At 61.8% G+C, this 19,383-nt stretch carries 16 protein-coding genes and 1 tRNA gene; 6 read left to right on the forward strand and 11 right to left on the reverse strand.

Annotated features, from left to right (window positions below; translation table 11 throughout):
• Positions 1–214: 214 nt before the first annotated feature.
• From mksF to mksB, 3 genes are read right to left on the reverse strand one after another with little or no spacing between them, the layout of a single operon-like run.
• Entirely contained in the window at positions 215–3,046 is a 2,832-nt protein-coding gene (gene mksF / locus IFT75_RS03820; protein ID WP_192053454.1) for an Mks condensin complex protein MksF, read from the reverse strand.
• On the reverse strand, positions 3,043–3,699 hold the full coding sequence (mksE, locus tag IFT75_RS03825; protein WP_122479661.1) for an Mks condensin complex protein MksE: 657 nt from the start codon (positions 3,697–3,699) through the stop codon (positions 3,043–3,045). The genes mksF and mksE overlap by 4 nt, the downstream gene beginning before the upstream one ends.
• Complete coding sequence (gene mksB, locus IFT75_RS03830; RefSeq protein WP_192053456.1) at positions 3,689–4,978, reverse strand: Mks condensin complex protein MksB; 1,290 nt, start codon at positions 4,976–4,978, stop codon at positions 3,689–3,691. Before mksB ends, mksE begins: the two co-directional genes overlap by 11 nt.
• Positions 4,979–5,136: 158 nt before the next feature.
• On the opposite strand from mksB, the gene IFT75_RS03835 reads away from it, so the two are divergent.
• The gene (locus tag IFT75_RS03835) at positions 5,137–5,943 is read left to right on the forward strand and encodes an energy transducer TonB (protein WP_192053939.1); all 807 of its coding nucleotides are present in this window, start codon (positions 5,137–5,139) and stop codon (positions 5,941–5,943) included.
• Entirely contained in the window at positions 5,936–6,388 is a 453-nt protein-coding gene (gene rimI, locus IFT75_RS03840) for a ribosomal protein S18-alanine N-acetyltransferase (RefSeq protein WP_122479659.1), read from the forward strand. The genes IFT75_RS03835 and rimI overlap by 8 nt, the downstream gene beginning before the upstream one ends.
• Before the next feature lie 56 nt (positions 6,389–6,444).
• Here rimI and IFT75_RS03845 read toward each other — a convergent pair whose 3' ends face one another.
• Positions 6,445–6,852 (reverse strand): serine kinase/phosphatase, encoded by a 408-nt coding sequence (locus IFT75_RS03845; protein ID WP_192053458.1) that lies wholly within the window; start codon positions 6,850–6,852, stop codon positions 6,445–6,447.
• Positions 6,853–6,990: 138 nt separating this feature from the next.
• Here IFT75_RS03845 and can point away from each other — a divergent pair, with 138 nt between their 5' ends.
• Together can and sodC are read left to right on the forward strand one after the other, a co-directional pair.
• Positions 6,991–7,629: a carbonate dehydratase gene (gene can / locus IFT75_RS03850; protein WP_122479657.1), complete on the forward strand. Its 639-nt coding sequence runs from the start codon at positions 6,991–6,993 to the stop codon at positions 7,627–7,629.
• A 100-nt stretch (positions 7,630–7,729) separates the two neighbouring features.
• Positions 7,730–8,254, forward strand: coding sequence for a superoxide dismutase family protein (sodC, locus tag IFT75_RS03855; protein ID WP_122479656.1), 525 nt, complete (start codon positions 7,730–7,732; stop codon positions 8,252–8,254).
• 56 nt (positions 8,255–8,310) lie between these two features.
• On the opposite strand, the gene IFT75_RS03860 is transcribed toward sodC, so the two are convergent.
• Positions 8,311–9,249: a 2-hydroxyacid dehydrogenase gene (locus IFT75_RS03860; RefSeq protein WP_192053941.1), complete on the reverse strand. Its 939-nt coding sequence runs from the start codon at positions 9,247–9,249 to the stop codon at positions 8,311–8,313.
• A 252-nt stretch (positions 9,250–9,501) separates the two neighbouring features.
• Here IFT75_RS03860 and IFT75_RS03865 point away from each other — a divergent pair, with 252 nt between their 5' ends.
• Positions 9,502–11,691: a TonB-dependent siderophore receptor gene (locus IFT75_RS03865; protein WP_446731053.1), complete on the forward strand. Its 2,190-nt coding sequence runs from the start codon at positions 9,502–9,504 to the stop codon at positions 11,689–11,691.
• Between the two features lie 100 nt (positions 11,692–11,791).
• Here IFT75_RS03865 and IFT75_RS03870 read toward each other — a convergent pair.
• Both IFT75_RS03870 and IFT75_RS03875 read right to left on the reverse strand, forming a co-directional pair.
• Positions 11,792–11,868, reverse strand: a tRNA-Met gene (locus IFT75_RS03870).
• Between the two features lie 120 nt (positions 11,869–11,988).
• A complete protein-coding gene (locus IFT75_RS03875; RefSeq protein ID WP_192053462.1) occupies positions 11,989–13,284 on the reverse strand; it encodes an NCS2 family permease in 1,296 nt (431 codons plus the stop codon).
• A 399-nt stretch (positions 13,285–13,683) separates the two neighbouring features.
• Here IFT75_RS03875 and IFT75_RS03880 point away from each other — a divergent pair, with 399 nt between their 5' ends.
• Positions 13,684–15,741 carry a methyl-accepting chemotaxis protein gene (locus IFT75_RS03880; protein ID WP_185794127.1) on the forward strand — a complete coding sequence of 686 codons (2,058 nt, stop codon included), beginning with the start codon at positions 13,684–13,686 and terminating at the stop codon, positions 15,739–15,741.
• 141 nt (positions 15,742–15,882) lie between these two features.
• Here IFT75_RS03880 and IFT75_RS03885 read toward each other — a convergent pair whose 3' ends face one another.
• Genes IFT75_RS03885 through IFT75_RS03900 form a run of 4 tightly spaced genes read right to left on the reverse strand, consistent with a single transcriptional unit; the run spans position 15,883 to position 19,332 of the window.
• A complete protein-coding gene (locus IFT75_RS03885; RefSeq protein WP_122479651.1) occupies positions 15,883–17,040 on the reverse strand; it encodes an osmoprotectant ABC transporter ATP-binding protein OsmV in 1,158 nt (385 codons plus the stop codon).
• Entirely contained in the window at positions 17,037–17,690 is a 654-nt protein-coding gene (locus IFT75_RS03890) for an ABC transporter permease (RefSeq protein WP_122479650.1), read from the reverse strand. Before IFT75_RS03890 ends, IFT75_RS03885 begins: the two co-directional genes overlap by 4 nt.
• Entirely contained in the window at positions 17,687–18,601 is a 915-nt protein-coding gene (locus tag IFT75_RS03895) for a glycine betaine ABC transporter substrate-binding protein (RefSeq protein ID WP_192053464.1), read from the reverse strand. Before IFT75_RS03895 ends, IFT75_RS03890 begins: the two co-directional genes overlap by 4 nt.
• A 17-nt stretch (positions 18,602–18,618) precedes the next feature.
• Positions 18,619–19,332 (reverse strand): ABC transporter permease subunit, encoded by a 714-nt coding sequence (locus IFT75_RS03900; protein WP_192053466.1) that lies wholly within the window; start codon positions 19,330–19,332, stop codon positions 18,619–18,621.
• Between the last annotated feature and the right edge of the window lie 51 nt (positions 19,333–19,383).

A 19,383-nucleotide genomic window follows, 5' to 3' on the forward strand; every position in this document is an offset into this window, starting at 1 on the left:
GCAGTGAAACGATGCATCGCCGATGGTAGTGTGGGGTTTCCCCATGTGAGAGTAGGTCATCGTCAAGATTCAATCCCGAAACCCCTATCTGCGCGAGCAGGTAGGGGTTTTGTCTTTTCCGGCCTTTGTTTTTCGCGCGTCCCTGAAGCGTCGAATGCCAACAGCGGGCCATGAAAAAGCCCCGCAGCGGCGGGGCTTGGTCTGAACCTTTGATCTATTGACTGACCTCGGCTTCAAGTGCCGCAACCGCTTTGGTCAACTCGTCGTGGCGGCGGATGAATTTCCAGTCGGTTTCATCAATGTAGATGCCGTCACTACTGCTGCCGCCTTCAAGATCGATGGCGACATGGGCGGATACCTGCGGCTTTACGCTGGCCAGAATCGGGGTAAAACCCAACTGCTGGCTGGTTTCGAGCAGGGCCGCCTGATTGCGCTCGTCGATGTCGGCGGCCTCGTCCAGGTAGTAGGGCAGACGGATGCGGCCGGCCTGATCGCGATCCATCAGGTGCAGCAGCAGGTACATGTTGGTCAGCGCCTTGATAGTCATGGTGGTGCCATTGGACGCTGCGCCATCGATGTCCGTGTGGATGACCGGCTGACCGTTGACCTTGGTGATTTCGAAAGCCAGCTCGAACAGGTCCTTGAGGCCGAGTTGATTGTGGTTGGCCGCGACCATACGGGCCAGATACTCCTTCGCTTCCTCGTTCTTGCTGTCCTGCTCCACACTCTGGTTGAGGTCGAACACGGACAGGGTTTCGCCTTCTTCGTACTGGCCTGCGCTGTGGATGATCTGGTCGATGTGCTTGAGGGCATCCTTGTTGGGTGCCAACACGATGCGGAAGCTTTGCAGGTTGGACACCTGGCGCTTGTTGATCTCGCGGTTGAACAGCCCCAGTTGATGTTCGAGGCTGTCGTAGTCGCTGCGAATGTTGCGCAGGGTTCGGGCGATGTCAGTGACCGCGGCACGACGCGCCTTGCCCAGGGTCAGGGCCTCGTCGGTGCGATGGGCATAGGCGTTGATCAGCAGCTGCAGGCGTCGCTCGACGTTGTCTTCGCTGTCGAACTTGGCCACGCCCTTGAGGCGCACCTGGGCGTACAGGGCTTCGATCTGTCCATCGACACGTTGCAGGCCTTGCCAGCTGTCCTGATAGTCATTGAGCAGGGGCAGCAGGTTGTCCATCGAGTCGTCGACCTGCTCCATGAAGGGCGTACCGAAGGGCAGGTCGGCGGGCAGCAGGTGGCGGCGGCGCAGGGCGTCGTCCAAGGTGCGCTGCTTGCTTTCCAGATCGGCGATTTGCCGGCCGACCAGTTGCAGCTTGGCCGACAGTTGTCGGACCCTTTCGGTGAAAGCGTCACTTGCCCGTGCCAGTTCATCCTGAGCGGCCTCGAGTTGGGCCAACTGCTCGAGCTTGTCCTGTTCCTCGACACTTAGGGTTTGGGTACGGCGGTAGTCTTCCAAAGCCTTCTGCGCATCCAAGACCTGCTGATATAGCGTCTCGGATCGAGATTTGCTGGCTGACAAGTCGGCCGCCACGCCTTGCTGGGTCTTGAGCTGCTGCAACTCCTTTTCCAGACGTGCACTCTGCTCACGCAGTGCGGCACGATCGGCCAACGCCTGCAGCACAGGCGGCTCGATGGTTGAAAGGTCGATGGACATGCCTGGCAGTTCGAAGCGCTCGCCCTTGAAGCGGTCGAGCACGGTCTGCACTGCATCGACCCATGCGTTGCCGTCCTGCAGAACGAGACCGTGTGGCCCCATGGGCAGGCTGAACAGGGCGCCGTTGAACAGGCGCATCAGCCGGTCGACATCCTGTTGCGAGAACTCCTCGCGCAGACGGGCGTAGCTGTTGTTGTCGGCATGTTCCAGCTGCTGGCGGATGGACTTGAGGCGGCGTTCGATGTCGCCGACGCGCTCCTGCAGATCCTGGGCGCTGAATTGCCGGGACTGCGCCAGGGCGCCGGCCAGCTCGTCGTGGGCATCCTTGGCAGCCAGCAACTGCTGCTCCAACATGCGCACGTCGGTGACCAGGGCGAAGCGGTTCTTGAGTACCGACAGCTCACCGAGCCAGCGCTGGATGCTCGAGATTTCACGCTCCAGGCGCATCAGTTCCTGGGTGCTGCCGCGTTGATTGTCTTGCAGCACGTCCTGTTCGTTGCGGTAGTGTTCGGACTGGATGACCAGCTCTTCCTTGCGTGCCCCTGCGTAGTCCTGCCAGGTGCCGAGCAGCGCGTCGAGCAGGGGTGAAAGGCGGTGCAGCTTGCCGCGCAGAGTGTCACGCTGGGCGACGCCGTTGGCCAGTGCTTCGACCAGAGGACCGGCGGCGACCAGTGCGTTGTAGTCCTGCTCCATGCGTCGGACATCGCGGAAGGCTTCTTCACAGGCCGCTATGTAGTCGACGCTACCTGAACGCAGGCTGTGCTCGAACGCATCGAGGAACAATTGCTTGAGTTTCGCCGCGGTGATTTCGCGCATGTGCAGCAGGTTGATGAACAGCGCGCGAAAGGTCTTGAGGCTCTGCTCGCTGGTCGAACGCAACGGGATCAGGGTCAGGTCGAGCGGCACGCTGGTATGACCGCCCACCAGCAAGCGCCGCAGTTCCTCGGGCTTGAGTTCGTAGGCCTTCAGGCCTTGGCGTTCCAGGTTGCCGAACAGCTCCTTCTGACGCAGGCAGGTGCCGTCCTGTTGATAGTGGGCAAGGTCCAGTTCACCCGCGTAGGCGAAGAACTGATGGCCGAACCCACCGCCGGGGCCGCGACCGACCACGCCAATCACGTGGGGGCCGTGAGCCAGGACCACTTCGCAAAGGATGTAGCTGGTATCGGTCGCAAAATAGAAGCGTCGCGATTGTTCCAGCGTGTACTTGCCGAAGCTCATGTCGGACATGCGCGCCAGGATCGGAAACTGCAGGGCGTTGATCGAGGCGCTCTTGCCCAGGTTGTTGGCGCCGTAGACCGATAACGGCTGCTCCAGGGGAAACAGCCCGAGGCTATAGCCTGCGGTATTGAGCAGGGCGAAGCGGCGGATGCCGTAGCGTTCCTGAGTCATGTGTCGAACTCCTCTTGTTCCTGGGCTATCGCACGGGCCAGGGCCTGTTCGTCGGTGCTGTCGTCGCCGTCGTCGTCGACAAGCATCGGCACCGGCAGGGGCAGAGCGCTGTGCAGGCTGGCGGCCAGGTCGCGGTCCTGCTGCACTGAAAGGCACACGTCGAGAAACCGATGCATCGGCGCCAGGAAGCGGTAGATGCCGTTGTCTTCGGCGGTGAAGCCCAGTTGGGTCATGCGTCGAAGGATCTTCTCTTCCAGTTCTTCCTGGGTCTGTACTTCAGCCTGCAGGAACAGGTCGCGGTACTTGTCCAGAAGCGCCGGCAGCTCGTCGCGGCCAAGGCTGCCGCCATCCAGTACGGCGATCGGATCGCGGCCCTGGTCAGCCAGGTGCTCGACCAGGATGAAGGTGAACAGGGAAAGGCGCTGGGCGGTCTTGTTGACTTGCGCGGCGGCCTGCTCGGGCACGAAGTAGTAGAAGCCGCGGGTGTCGCAGACCAGCTCGTAGCCCAGGGCCTTGAACAGGCCGCGGTACAGGTCCTGGAGATTGGACAGCTGTGAGTACAACTCGGGATCGCGGCGGCTGATGTGAAAGCCTTTGAGCAGTTCGCGGAAAATCGGCGCCAGGTGAGTCAGTTCGTTCAGGTCAAGATGCATGATCGGTGCTCGCGGAGTGTGCCGAGGCGACCGCGACGGCGGGCTCGGCGCTGGAAAGCAGGGCGAAGGAGCGCAGGCTCAGCTGATGCTCACGGGTGTGGTAGTCGCGGCGTTCGAGGCGCTGTCGGGCGAAGCGTTTGTCACGCGAGAGGCGTGAGAACCAGTACAGCAGGTCGTCGGTGGCGCCATCGGGTTCCTGGTCGAGAAGCCAGCGCATCAAATCGGGCATCGGCAGCGCATTCTCGCAGCGCTCGAGCATCTCCTTGACCGTGCGCGGCGCGCGCTGGGTGCCTGCCGTGTCGCTCTTGTGCGCCTTGGGAAAGGGCGCCGGTTTGGCTTCGAAGCGGGCCAGGGCATAGACGTACGCCTCGACCTGGCTGGCGCTGCCCAGAAAGGTGCTCTGGGGACGGCTGAACAAAGGCAGGGCAGCTTGTGGCACGGCGTCCAGGCCCTTGCGGCGAATGGCCGAAAGCGCGAGGGCCGCGCCGCGGGTCACGGCGTTGTGCCGACGTGCTTCCTCGCGCAGTGGCAACAGCAGCTCGCGGGCGTGGCGCAAGGTCAGTTGAGCGCAGGTCTGCATTTCGAGAATGCGCGCGTGGGTACGCAGCAGCATGTCGTCGTCGACCAGATGGCCGAGGCGTTGCTGTTCACCGAGCAGGCGCAGCAGGACGTTCTCGACCTTGCGCACGCCTTGTTCGAATGCGCCATCGGCGTTGACCAGCTGGATCATCGGTTCGACGTATTCGTCCCAGGTCGCCAGTACCTCGGCGTAGCGCTGGCGCAGGGCTACCTGGCGGTCGCGGGTCTTGGCCCTCTCGGCCACGGCGACCAGGGCCTGTTCGTCATTGGCCAGTTTCTTCAGGACATCACGCACGCGCATGTCGAGCAGCCGCAGTTGCCGCGCCAGGTCGTTGCCATCGCGGATGTCGAATGCATCCTGAATGTGTCCGGCCAGGCGTTCGAGGTGGCGCAGGTAGGCTTCGATCTCCAGGCACAGACCCAGCCGGTGCTCGCGGCGCAGGTAGGCAAGAAAGTCGTGGATCTGCGCATTGAGCTCGAAGCGGTTGGGGCTTTTTGCGACAGGTACGAGGATGTCCAGCCGGATCCACGTGTCGAGCAGGCTGGTGATCTCTTGGGCAGTGCTTTCCAGGCGCTGGGCAGCCAGTTGCTGGCGCAGTTCGACGAGGCTCAGGGTGCCTTGGTCGAAGTGCTCGCACAGCGGCTCCAGGAGGGCCCAGTGGTCGGCGAGGGCGCGCAGCACGCGCTTGGGTTCGATCATCGGCTGGTCGACTCATGCCAGTAAAAGGGTCGCGATTGTACTGCATGACGAGGTGGGTATTTGCGCTGCGGGCGACGGCGTGCGCAAAACTTGGCGGCACATTGTGTCGAACACCGGTAGAATCCACCGCCTCGACTTACCCATAGATGGCTGACCTTTTGCTCAACGAGTCCCGTCGCCGCGCCTACCTTGACGCCATGCAGGTAGTGCACTGGCTGCCCCGCACCGAACTGCCGTTCGCAGCGCCATCGCGTGCCAGCCTGCTGGAGCATGTCGAGGCGTCGCCGCTGCCAGTGCAGGCCGTGGATCAAGGGGCGGCGGCAGCGCTGCCGATCGTGCCATCAGCAGTGGAGCCAGCCAGGCCCGAACCTTCCAAGGTGCAGCGGCCCAAGATCGAGGTGCCACGGCCGGGCAGCATACGCCCGGCCGTGGCAGCCGTGGCCGAGGTGGCCGTGGGGGCGCCGGTCGCCAAGCCAGCGAATCTTCCGCCGCGCTTCGCCCTTCAGGTGTTGCGCGCCGGGCCCTGCGTGGTGCTGGTGGAACTGGCCACTGGGCAGGCGTTCCAGAGTCGCGACCCTTCCTATCTCCTGCTCAAGGACATGCTGCGTGCTGCCGGTTTGCCCGATGCGCCGCAGATTCTGGGCGAACCGATCCGCTGGCCGCTGCTGCAGCGCGGTCAATTGGACCAGGGGCCGGATGCAGCCTGCGATTTCGTTCAGGGCTTCGTCATGGCTCAGCTAGAACAGGCGCCGTGCACGTGCCTGTGGCTGGTCGGGCTGCCGGCGATTCGTTTTGCCGGGCGGGCCAATGCCGAAGACTACAACCGAGAGTTGGAGGTGGAGGGGCTTGGCGCCGCCTGGGCGTTGCCGGGCCTTGAGTTGTTGATGGATGAACCCGAGCGCAAGGCGGCCGTGTGGCAAGCCATGCGCCGTTTGATACCGCGTTGGAAAAACCGTGATGAGTGATACCGTAAGCTTTCGGCGAATGACCGAGGCGGATCTGGATGCCGTACTGAAGATCGAATTCGCTGCCTACTCCCATCCGTGGACGCGGGGTATCTTTCTGGACGGCCTGAAGTCCTACGAGATCTGGTTGATGTTCGACGGGCAGCAACAGGTGGGGCATGGCGTGCTCAACGTCATCATCGACGAAGCCCATTTGCTGAACATCACCGTGAAGCCTGAAAACCAGGGCCGTGGACTGGGCTTGCAGTTGCTCGAGCGGCTGATGACGCGTGCCTACGAGCTGGGCGGGCGTGAATGCTTTCTGGAACTGCGAGCCAGCAACCAGTCGGCGTATCGCTTGTACGAACGCTATGGTTTCAATGAGATCGGCAAGCGGCGCGACTACTATCCAATGGCCGGGGGGCGCGAAGACGCGCTGGTGATGGCCTGTACCTTGTTCGAGTAGCAGTCGGAGTCACTGCCCGAGATTGCCTCGGGCAGTGATCGCTAGGCATGCTGGACTCAGCGTTTACCATCGAGTGGGTCGATCAGCGCCAGTTCTTCTTCATCCAGGCCATCGCCGCCACCGATGTCGTCTTCATCGACGAAGCTGAGTTCCTGATCAGCGGGTCCGCTGTCGCCTGGCTCATCGGGCGAACGTGCGCCATCCTCACGGATCAGTGTTTCGGGGCTCATGTCGTCGTCGGTCGGATTGTGGTCATCCATCGAAGCGCCGGTCAGTCCTGCTTCGCGGGCGCGTTCGTCAGGCACCAGGTGCTCCAGCTCATCGGCAGGGATGGTGTCGCCGATCCTGCCGGTGGGACCGTCGGTGTCATCGAAATCCAGCTCTCGAACCTGACCCATGCGGTCTTCCATGTCGTCGATTGCAGCAGGTTGTGGGGCATCGTAGGGGCGATGGGAATCAGTCATTACGGCAATCCTCTGATGTGTGTCTAGATAGGGTTGACCCCCGTACGAGTGGAAAGATTCAGCATGATTTGTCCGCGCCGACCGTGACCTTGTGCAGCCATGGCCAGTCATAATCCAAACGATTCTCGAGGGCTGAACATGCATGACCTACAGGAACTGATCGACAACAACGCGCGGTGGGCCGAGGCGATCAAGGAAGAGGATCCGGAGTTCTTCGCCAAACTGGCACGCCAGCAGACACCTGAATTCCTCTGGATCGGGTGCTCGGACGCGCGCGTGCCGGCCAACGAGATCGTCGGCATGTTGCCGGGCGATCTGTTCGTCCACCGCAACGTTGCCAACGTGGTGCTGCACACCGATCTGAACTGCATGTCGGTGATTCAGTACGCGGTCGACGTGCTCAAGGTCAAACACATTCTGGTCACCGGTCACTATGGCTGCGGCGGTGTTCGCGCGGCGATGCAGGATCGTCAGCTGGGGCTGATCGATGGCTGGCTGCGGACCATTCGCGACCTGTATTACGAGCACCGCAAAACGCTGGCGACCCTGCCTACCGAAGAAGAGCAGGTCGACCGATTGTGCGAACTCAACGTGATTCAGCAGGTGGCCAACGTGGGGCACACCAGTATTGTCCAGAACGCCTGGCACCGTGGCCAGGAGCTGTCGGTGCATGGCTGTATCTATGGCATCAAGGACGGCCGCTGGAAGAGCCTGGATGTGACCATCAGTGGCTTCGATCAGTTGCCACCACAGTACCGTTTGCGCGCGCTGGATTGATGGCCAGGAACGAGTGAGCCGCATTCGGGTTCTGATTCGGATGGGCGACGGCTTGGGTCGTGGCCTTTTCGGTAATCAAACGCGAAGCGAGGGAGGCACCATGAAGTCTTATGGCTGGCTGGCACTGATGGCAGCGATGTCGATCGGTAGCGCCAATGCGGCATCCAAGGAAGTCCAGATCAACCTGGTGAGCGCCGAGGGCGCACCCCAGCCGATCGGCACGGTGATGATCGAGGAAACGGCCTATGGCCTGCAGTTCACTCCGCAGTTGAAGTCGCTGCCCGCAGGCGTGCATGGATTCCATGTGCATGCCAACGGCAGCTGCGCGTCGGCGATGAAAGACGGCAAGATGTCGGCGGCGGAAGCGGCAGGCGGGCACTTCGATCCACAGAAGACCGGCAAGCACCTGGGACCTTACGATGCGAAGGGACACTTGGGTGACTTGCCGGCGATCTACGTGAACGCCGACGGTACCGCAACGTATCCCGTGCTGGCCCCGCGTTTGAAAAAGCTCAGCGAAGTGGAAGGGCATGCACTGATGGTGCACGCCGGTGGTGACAACCACGCCGATTCACCGGCGCCGTTGGGCGGTGGTGCGGCGCGGATGGCCTGTGGGGTGATCTGATCACTGTATGAGGCTGGGGAGCGGCGGGCTCGCCGCCCGCTCCGCTCCCACACGTTTCAGAGCTGGACTGGCGTCAACACAGGCTCGCCGGCGAAGAACGCAGTCAGGTTGCGTTCGACCATCTTCAAGGTGTCTTGCGTGGCTTCCGGCGAAAGGCCGGCCACGTGAGGCGTCAGGATCACGTTGCGCAGCGTTTTCAACGCATCGGGTACGTTGGGCTCGTCGTCGAAGACGTCCAGCGCAGCACCTGCGATCGCCTGAGCCTGCAAGGCGCTCACCAGGTCGGCCGTCGACACGACGCTGCCACGAGCGATATTGACCAGATAACCCTGAGGGCCGAGTGCTTCCAGTACGCCGGCGTCGACGATGGCGCGTGTCTGCGCGCCGCCTGGCGTGGCAATTATCAGGATGTCACTGACCGCAGCGAGGTCGGTCGGGTTTGCGCAATAGCCATAATCGACATCATCGCGCGGGCTGCGATTGTGGTACTGCACGCTGATGTCGAAACCCAATGCGGCGCGCTTGGCGATTGCCAGGCCAACTGCGCCCAGCCCGATGATGCCCAGACGCTTGCCGGCCACCGACGGGCGCATGGTCTTGGCCCATTCGCCTCGGCGCACCGACGCATCGGCGCCGGGGATGTCGCGCATCAGTGCCAGCAGCAGCGCCAGGGTGTGATCTGCCACCGACGATGCATTGACTCCGGCCCCATTGGTCACGGTCAGGCCGTGTGCCTTGGCGGCTGGCAGGTCAACGTTCTCGTAACCCGCACCGAGCACACAGATGATGCGCAGTTTGGGCAGCGCTGCCATTTCATCTGCCGTCAGACCCAGTGGTCCGCGTGTGAGCACCGCATCGATGCGATCTGCGTGTTGCTCGATGGCCTCTGCGCGGGCTGCCGGTGAGGGCGCCATGATCAGCTCGTAGCCTTGATCTTCGAGAATCGACACGTAGTCGTTGATGGTTTCGACCAGCACCAGCACGGTTGCGCGCATGTAGACCTCCGGGTGGGAAATGACGGTCATGGTAGCAACTTAGAGATGGGCGAAAGTGGGTGCGCGAAAAAAAGCGCACCCCTACCCCTCAAGTTGTTTGTGGCGCTTTTTATTCGATAACAATAATGTTAATGCAAATCACTCTATGTTAATTTCCGCCCCGAGATATACCGTTACAAAATGGGCTGGCTTTCGCGGGATCTTCAGGGGAGGGGAAGGTAGATGGCTTGCAATAACAAGATGAATCTCGGCATGAATTCTTTGGCTTTGGTTGTTGCCACATTCGGTTGGCAGGCGATGGTCTCTGCCGAGGAAGCACCGGCCAGGCCTGTGAGCAAGGGCACAGCGCTGCAATTGCAAGACCTGGTCATTACCGAACAAGCACCGGAAAGCCAGCAGACAGTGGGCTACCAGGTACGCAACAGCACTGCGGGTACCAAAACCAGCACACCTTTGTCCGAGACTCCGCGTTCGGTTTCGGTGGTGACACGCCAACGCATTCAAGACCAGGGCTCGCAGACCCTTACCGACATTCTTGGTTACGTACCGGGTATCTTCGCTCCACCTTTCGCTGTCGGTGACGGCCTGGCCGGTGATCTGTTTTCCATCCGAGGTTACAACGCCACGGACTATGGCTACGGGTTGCTGAAGGATGGTCTACGCCTGCAAGGCAATCGCTACGACACCACCACCGAGCCCTATGGCCTGGAACGTACCGAAATCTTTCGAGGCCCCAGCTCGATTCTCTATGGTGAGAATGCGCCCGGCGGATTGGTCAATCTGGTGAGCAAGAAGCCGACCGAAACTGCGCAAGGCGAAGCGAAATTCACCTATGGCAGCAATAACAGGCGCCAGCTTGGGATCGATGTATCCGGCCCGTTGACGGACGATAACCGTATCCTGGGGCGAATGGTGATGCTGGGCCGCAATGCCGATGCGCAAGTCGACTCGGTGCCGGACGACCGCCTCTATATCGCGCCGTCGATGACTTTCAATTTCAACCAGGACACGGCACTGACCCTGCTGTCCAGCTACCAGCGCGACCGCACCAAACTGCTGCTGGGCTATCCGGCTGCAGGAACGCTGCTCAACAACGTCAATGGCAAGATCGGCAAGGACCAGTTCAACGGCAACCCAAGCTGGGACGACTTCGAGCGCGAAACCTGGACCCTGGGTTACGAGTTCAGCCATCAGATCAACGACGTCTGGCAGTTCCGGCAGAACTCGCGCTACATGGAATCACGTTTGAACCGCCATGAAACCTGGCCGAACAATCTGAATCAGGCTGGCTTCGGAAGTACATTGAGCAGCACTGCGTATGATCGCGACAACAAGTCGATCACTTATTCGGTGGACAACCAATTCGAAGGGCACTTCACTTCGGGGGCGCTGGATAACACGGTATTGCTGGGCGCCAGTTACGACCGTACCTCGTTCAATCAGGATTGGAACGCAGGCCTGGGCGGTACTTACAATGTATTCCGGCCGGTGTTTTCGCCGGTGCAACCCAATGCCTCGCAATACGTGCAGAATTCCCAGCTTGATCAGCACATGTACGGTGCGTATGGGCAATTGCAAAGCAAGTACGATAATTGGATTTTCCTGCTGGGCGGGCGTCAGGACTGGGTACAGAGCCAATACCGCAACCGTGCCAGCGCGGCTCGCCCAGGCAGCGCAGCGGTAGCGGCCACGGATCTTGACGGTTGGGATCATCGGTTCAGCTGGCAGACGGGCGTGATGTACCAGTTCGAAAACGGTATCTCTCCCTACGTCAGCTATTCCACTGCATTCACGCCTGTACAGCAATCGTCGCAGCCCAACGGCGATCTGCTCGATCCGATCCTCAGCGAACAGTATGAAGTGGGTCTGAAGTTCGAGCCCGCGGGCTGGAACACCACCTTCAGCGCTGCGGTTTTCGATTTGACCAAATCTCGCGACGTAGTCGCAGGCAGCAACGGTTTCAGCCAGCAAGTTGGCAAGAGCGAGTCCAAAGGCGTCGAGCTTGAGGTCAATAGTGATGTAACGCGTAATCTGAGCTTGGTCGCGTCGTATACCTACACCGATGCGCGAGTTACCAAGGATGCGCCGGGGTCATTGTTCGAGGATCGTCAACTGACGGGCATTCCGCGCAATCAGGCATCGACCTGGATGACGTATCGCTTCCTGGAAGGTGCGCTGAGCGGTTTACGCCTGGGCGGCGGCGTGCGCTATTTCGACAATACCTTTGCCTACACCGCGCCGACACTGTACGGCAAGCTGAAGGCGGGCGATGTGACGCTGGTTGACGCCTTGATAGGGTATGACATCGACAAGCATTGGTCGGTGGACGTGAACGCGAAGAACGTGTTCGACAAGGAATACGTGTCGGGCTGCAACAATGCCGGTCGCTGCTATTGGGGTGATGAGCGCACGGTGCTGGGGACCGTGGCGTATCGCTGGTAATCCGCTTGGCCTTGCCAGACAACCAGAAACAAGAAAGCCCGCACGAGGCGGGCTTCTTGAGGTGACTCACAGACTGCTGTAGACATCTGTGGATCGTACTTGGTGGCTACACAGGGACTTGAACCCCGGACCCCAGCATTATGAATGCTATGCTCTAACCAACTGAGCTATGTAGCCAAGTGGCGCGCATTATTCGCCTGAAACGAAATTGTGTCAACACCCCTTTGCAAAATATTTATGCGTGCGATCAAACGCTTAGGCTGCGCGTGGCGTGCGAGGGTGTGCGCAGTGCGGGGATCAGCCACCGAACCAGCCCAGCTTGATGACGAAGATGATCGACAACACGACCAGTGCCGAATTGAGTTCGCGCCACCGGCCACTCAGCAGTTTGACCGCTGTCCAGGTAATGAAGCCGAAGGCGATGCCGTTGGCGATCGAGTAGGTGAGCGGCATGGCCAGGGCGGTCACCAGGACCGGGGCGGCGACGGTGATGTCGTCCCAGTCGACCTCTGCCAGCCCAGATGCCATCAACACTGCTACGAACAGCAGGGCGGGCGCGGTGGCGAATGCCGGGACGCTGCCGGCCAGGGGCGCGAAGAACAGCGCCAGCAGGAACAGACAGGCGACCACGATGGCGGTCAGGCCGGTACGGCCGCCAGCGCTGACGCCGGCGGCCGATTCGATATAGCTGGTGGTGGTCGAAGTGCCGAGCAACGAGCCAGCCAGCGCTGCGGTGCTGTCGGCGATCAGGGCGCGGCCCATTTTCGGCATGTGGCCATCCTTGCCCATCAGGCCGGCGCGCTTGGCCACGCCGATCAAGGTGCCGGAGTTGTCGAACAGATCGACGAACAGGAAGGCGAAGATCACGCTGATCAAGCCCACATCGAATGCGCCCTTGATATCGAGTTGCAGGAAGGTCGGCGCCAGTGACGGCGGCATTGATACCACACCCCCGAACGGGGTTACTCCAAGCAGGATCGACACCACGGTGATCAGCAGGATGCCGATCAGCACCGAGCCACGGACCTTGAGTGCCTCGAGTGCGACGATGATGAAGAAGCCGAGGATCGCCAGTACCGGTTCGGGTTTCGACAGATCACCCATGCCGACCAGAGTGGCCGGGTTGGCAACCACGATCTTGGCGTTTTGCAGCGCAATGAGTGCGAGGAACAGGCCGATGCCAGCAGCGATGGCCGACCGCAGCGGCAGGGGAATGCTGTTGATGATCCATTCACGGATGCGGAAGATCGACAGCAGGAAGAAACACACCGCTGATATGAAGACCGCACCCAGTGCAACCTGCCAGCTATGGCCCAGGTGCAGGACCACGGTGTAGGTGAAGAACGCATTGAGGCCCATGCCCGGTGCCAGGGCAATCGGGTAGTTGGCGATCAGGCCCATGATCGCCGAGCCGATGGCGGCGGCCAGGCAGGTGGCCACGAACAGCGCGCCCTTGTCCATGCCGGTTTCGCCAAGAATGCTGGGGTTGACGAACAGGATGTAGGCCATGGCCAGGAACGTGGTGACCCCGGCGAGGATTTCCGTGCGCACGGTGGTGTTGTGCGCTTTCAGCTTGAAAAATGAGTCCAGCATGTTGCTCCCCTGGGGCGATGGGCGCCGTGGATCGTGCGGCGACGGTGTGTGTAGCGAGCAAGCCCGATCGAGCGTTGGCCGTGTGCTGAAACATAACTGCTTGGTCAGCTTTTGCGGTTTGCCTGTAGCAGGTTCCGGGCCATGTCGACGAACCCCGCTGCGCATGCGCCCTGGGTAATGCGTTGCGGTGCGGTTGCCACTTCCGGTGACACAGCCGCTGCACTCATTGGAGGCGTGCATAGGTGGGCAGATGCACCAAAGCGAAGCCGCAGCCGATGGGGCGTGCTCGACGCTGCGGGCAAAGGCTGAGAAAGTCGGTTGGTCTGAATCTTGCTGCAGTGGCATTTTGCTGGCGCCACGTTTCCGTAGGTACCTGCATTCTCCGTGGAGTTGTCGGACATGCATGCTTTGTTGTCGCCGGGTATCCGGTTGCTGGGTCGCTATGGTTTCGCCCGCAAGTTTCAGCTGCTGTTTCTCTTGTTCATGCTGCCGCTGGTCGGCAGCCTGTGGTTGCTGGGCGAGGATTTTCGCGACCGGCTGGCGGTGATCGATGCCGAGCGCAGCGGCGTGCATCAGTTACTGGCGCTCGACAGCCTGGATGCGCAACTCTCGGCGCAGCGCAATCGTGCCGCGCGCTGGAAGGCGGTGGATATCCAGCGTCAGCCGACACCCGAGGCCCAGGCCGCGATCGCCGCCCTGGAGGCGGCCGCACCGGGAATTCAGGCATCGCTCGATAAACTGGCCGCTGAGCTGGCACACGAGAAGGCCCCTGCCGACACTCTGGAGCGAATGCAAACGGTGCAAACCGCGACCAAGGGCCTCGATCTGGCAAGCCTGCGCCAGGTGGGCTGGTGGCCCGATGGATACGATCGTTTCACGGCGGCGCTGACATCGGTGCAGGTGCTGCGCGAACAGATCGCCATGGCCAGCGGGTTGATCGTCGACCCGTGGCGCGAAAGCTATCTGTTGATGCAGATCGCCACTCAGCAAGCCCCTGATCTGATCGAGCGTGTGGGGCGCCTTGGCAGCATTGGCCAGTCCTCCCTGGTCGCCGGGCAATTCAGCCTGCAGAGTCGTTTGCAGATGCGTGACCTGCGCAGCCGTATCAATGATGCACGCGAGCAACTGGTGAAAGCCGGTGGCACGCTGCAGCAACGCCTGCCGCAGCAACTGCGCGGCTGGGACGAGCAGTATCAGCAGGCACTGGGTACATTGGACGGTGAGTTGAAGCGTCTGGATGACAATCTGTTCGGCGGCGACATCAAGCTGTCTGCGGCCCAGTTCGAAAGCAGTGTGGACAGCATGCTCGGCGCCCTGAACGGCTTGCGTCACGAGTCGCTGATGTCGTTGGAGGTGCGCCTGGATCATTATCATGACCAGGCCGTTCGCCAGCTGATTCCGGGCGCGACGGTGTTCGCCCTGCTGCTGTTGGCGGCGCTGTACCTGTTCGTGTGCCTGCAAGCATCGATCCGCCGCAGCGCCAGTGGCATTACCACCCTGGCGCAATCGCTGCGCGACGGTGACCTGAGTGTGCAGGTGGCGGTGCAGGGACGCGATGAGCTGGCGGCGATCAGTACGGCGCTCAATGCTGCCGTGGTGCAGTTGCGTGGCAGCCTGCTGGGCGTCAACCACGAAACCGTGCAACTGAGCCAGGCGGTGGTGACGCTCAACAGCCAATCCAGCGGCACGCTCGACGAGGTCGAGGCGCAGCAACAGCAGATCAGTCAGATCGCTGCGGCCGCCACCGAGCTTGCGGCCACCTCGCAGGGCGTGGCGCGCAGTTGCGAACTGGCTTCGGGCAGTGCCCAGCAGACCCGGCAGATCGCCGAGGACAGCAGCCGTGACAGCCAGCGCACCACGGCCAGTATTCAGCAGCTCAACCAGCGCTTGAACGACACGGCGCAGGCCCTGGGCCGTGTCAGCGAGCAGGGCCAGCAGATTCAGTCGGTGGTGGATGCGATTCGCGGCATTGCCGAACAGACCAATCTGCTGGCGCTCAATGCGGCCATCGAGGCGGCGCGGGCGGGTGAGCAGGGTCGCGGTTTTGCAGTGGTGGCTGACGAGGTACGCAGCCTGTCACAGCGCACCCAGGCTTCGACTGGGCAGATTGCCGGTACGGTGGAAAGCCTGCGCTCGACAGTCAAGCAGGCCGTGGAACTGATGCAGGCCGCGTGTGGCCAGGCGCAGGTCGATGCGCAGTCGGTCATGGGCCTGGGTGAGCGCCTGGGTGAGATTGCCGGGGCGGTGCAAGGGGTGACCGATACCTTGGCGCAGATCGCTACGGCGGTGGAAGAGCAGGCGGCCACGGCAGATGAGGTGAGCAGCAACATTCAGCAGGTGGACCAGGCGGCGGTGCGTCTGCTCGATGGCGCGCGGGCGGTGAACCAGGCGGCGGATCGACTGGGGCAGGGGAGCCGAGTGCTGAGCGAGAATACGGCGCGGTTCAATCTGGGGTAGGGCGAAGGGACCGCTCCTGCGGGTGAGTGCGTGTGCAGTTCGTAGGAGCGGTCATTGGCCGCGAAGCGGTCGATGCGGTCTGTCTGATGGACCGCGGGACGGCTTTCGCGGCCAATGACCGCTCCTACGCGAGGGCGCGCGTCAGGCCTGGGCGGTTTCGGCCGGGGAGACGATGCTGGTTTTCATGCCACGCGAACGGCCTGAGCTGAGGTAGGCGGCGATCGATTCCTGGGTCACCTCGCCGAGGAATACGTTCTCGGCGTCCAGCACCGGCAGCCATGAGCGGTTGAACTCGTACATGCGCGACAAGAGGATGCGCAGGTGCTCGTCATAGGCAGCCGTGGCGTTGAACTCGCGCAGGAAGTCGACGCAGCTGCCGGCCTGGCGATGCAGGTCGCGTCGGCGAACATAACCCATGGCCTTGTTCTGCGCATCGGTCACCACGACGTAGCGGCGGTCGTGTTCGTCCATCAATTCCAGCGCATCGGCCACCGGCGTTTCCGGGCTCACCGAAGGCGCATTGTCGGCGGCGTCTTCGGCCTTGACCAGCAGCAGGCGCTTGAGCGTGCTGTCCTGGCCGACGAAGTTGCTGACGAAGTCGTCCACCGGATGGGCCAGCAGCGTGTCGGGATGGTCGATCTGCAGCAGCTTGCCGGCGCGGAAGATGGCGATCTTGTCGCCCAGTTTGATGGCCTCGTCGATGTCATGGCTGACCATGATCACGGTCTTGTTCAAGGCCCGCTGCATCTCGAAGAACTCGTTCTGGATCATTTCGCGGTTGATCGGATCTACCGCGCCGAACGGCTCGTCCATCAACAGCAGCGGCGCTTCGGCGGCCAGGGCACGGATCACGCCGATGCGCTGTTGCTGGCCTCCCGAGAGTTCGCGCGGATAGCGGTGCAGGTATTGCTTGGGCTCCAGCTTGATCATGCTCATGAGTTCGCGGGCACGCTCGGCGCAGCGCTTCTTGTCCCAGCCGAGCAGGCGCGGGACCACGGTGATGTTCTCCTCGATGGTCATGTTGGGGAACAGACCGATCTGCTGGATGACATAGCCGATGTTGCGACGCAGGGTGACCTCGTCCAGGCCGGTGGTGTCTTCGCCGTTGATCAGGACTTTGCCGGAGGTCGGCATGATCAATCGGTTGATCATTTTCAGCGTGGTGCTCTTGCCACAGCCCGACGGCCCGAGGAATACGCAGATCTCGCCTTCGTTGACGGTCAGGCTTACCGCGTCGACGGCTTTGACTTCCTTGCCGTTGCTGTGGAAGGTCTTGGTCAGGTTCTGAAGTTCGATCATTTCAATAATCCTTTGGGGGTCAGGGCGCGTTGCAGCCATTGCAGTAGCAGGTCGGCGATGATCGCCAGGACACTGACCAGCACGGCGCCGACGATGAGCATCGACATATCGCTGCGGCTGATGGAGGTGAGGATGAGAACGCCCAGGCCGCCGGCGCCGATGGTGGCAGCAATGGTCATGACGCCGATGTTCATCACCACGGCGGTGCGCACGCCGGCGAGGATGACCGGTACCGCGATGGGCAGCTCGACCATGCGCAGGCGCTGGCCGAAGGTCATGCCGATACCTTTGGCGGCTTCACGGATGCCGGGCTCGACGCCGGTCAGTGCCAGGTAGGTGTTGCGCAGGATCGGCAACAGCGAATAGAGAAACACCGCAGTGATGGCCGGTAGCGGCCCCAGGCCTTGGCCGAACTTGGAGTAGAACGGCAGCAGCAGCCCGAACAGGGCGATCGAGGGAATGGTCAGCAGCACCGTGGCGCAGGCCTGCAGAGGCCCCGCCAGTGCCGGAAAGCGCGTCATCAGGATGCCGATCGGCACGCCGAAGACGATGGCCAGGCTGACTGCAATGCCGACCAGAGTGATGTGCTGCCAGGTCAGTTGCAGCACCAATGGCCAGTCGAGGTGGGAGAAGGTGTCAAGGAAACTCATGGCTTCTCCTGGGCTTGGTCGGTGATCGGATGGGCCTTGAGAAACTCCGCCGCTACCACCGTCGGGCTGCGGTGCTCGACGTCGACCTGCGCATTGAGTTCGCGCATGGTGGCATCGTCGAGCATTTCGGCCAGGGGCTTGAGCTGCGCAGCCAGTTGCGGATGGGCATCGAGCAGCTGCTGACGGACCACCGGTGCGGCGGTGTAGTCGGGGAAGTACTCGAGGTCGTCTTCAAGCAGCTTGAGCTTGAAGGCGTTCAGACGCCCGTCGGTGGTGTAGACCAGACCGGTGAACACCTGCCCGTTGCGCAGCGCGGTGTAGACCAGGCCGGCATCCATCTGGCGAATGTCACGGCGGGTGAATTTCAGGTCGTAGGTTTGGGTCAGTCCCACCAGGCCGTCCGACCGGTTGGCGAACTCGGTGTCCAGGGCCAGGATATGGCCTTTCTTCGGCTCGTCGATCAGCACCTGGTTCAGCTGGCTGATGGTGTTGACCTGAGGATAGGCCTTGGCCACTTCTTCAGGCAGCGCCAGGGCATAGGTGTTGCTGAACCGCGAGGGCGTCAGCCACACCAGGCCTTTCTGGGCATCCAGTTGCTTGACCCGCGCGTAGGTGGCCGCGCTGTCGAGTTTTTCGTCGATGTGGTTGTAGGACACCAGAGACACCCCGGTGTATTCCCAGAGCATGTCCAGTTGACCGCTTTCCTGGGCGCTGCGCGCCAGGTTGCTGCCCAGGCCACCGGTGACGCGTACGTCATAGCCTTTGCTGCCCAGGTACTGCGCGGTGATGGCCGCCAGTACGGTCTGCTCTGTGAACACCCGGGCGCCGAGGCGGATCACCGGTCTGTCTGCGGCGTTCACGACGCCGGCGCACAACAGGGCCAGGCCCAGTACGATGCTTAACTTCTTCATTGAATTCATTCCTTCGCTCAGCGAGTCAGCCCACGTTCGAACCACAGGCGGCTGACCAGGGTCACGATGCCGTCCAGGATCAACGCCAGCAGCGCGGTGCAGGCAGCGCCCAGCAACAGTTGTGGCTGGTTGTTCAAGGCGATGCCGGGGAAGATCAGGCTGCCCAGGCTATTGGCGCCGATCAGGAACGCCAGGGGCGCGGTGCCGACGTTGATCGCCAGCGCCACGCGTACCCCGCCGACCATGATCGGCACGGCGTTGGGCAGCTCGACCTTGAACAGCACCTGGCGCGGCGTCATGCCGATGCCGGTGGCGGCTTCCTTGAGCGAGCCCTGGACGTTTTTCAAGCCCTCATAGGTGTTGCGCACGATGGGCAACAGGGAGGCAAGGAACAGCGCGAAGATCGCAGGACCACTGCCGATGCCGAGGATGCCGAGGGCGATGGCGAGTACTGCCAGGGGTGGAATGGTGTTGCCAATGTTGAAGATCTGCATGAAGCGTTCGGCACGCTTGACCATGCTGGGTCGGCTCAACACGATACCGGCGGGAATACCCACCAGCAGTGCGGCAAACATCGAGACCAGCACCAGGATCAGGTGCGCTTGCAGGTAGAAAATCAGATCTTCGCGGTAGTGCTCGATGGTACTTATGCCGATCCAGTGGACCAGCAGGGCCAGGACGGCAACGATAACCGCGCCCCCTAACAGCCCTTTGCCATAGCGATTAGCCACAGGCGGACTCCTTTTTTCAGTCGGCGCCTACCGGGCCTGCGATGAGCGCTC

The organism is Pseudomonas sp. CFBP 8758, from assembly GCF_014841725.1.
Lineage (GTDB): Bacteria > Pseudomonadota > Gammaproteobacteria > Pseudomonadales > Pseudomonadaceae > Aquipseudomonas > Aquipseudomonas baltica.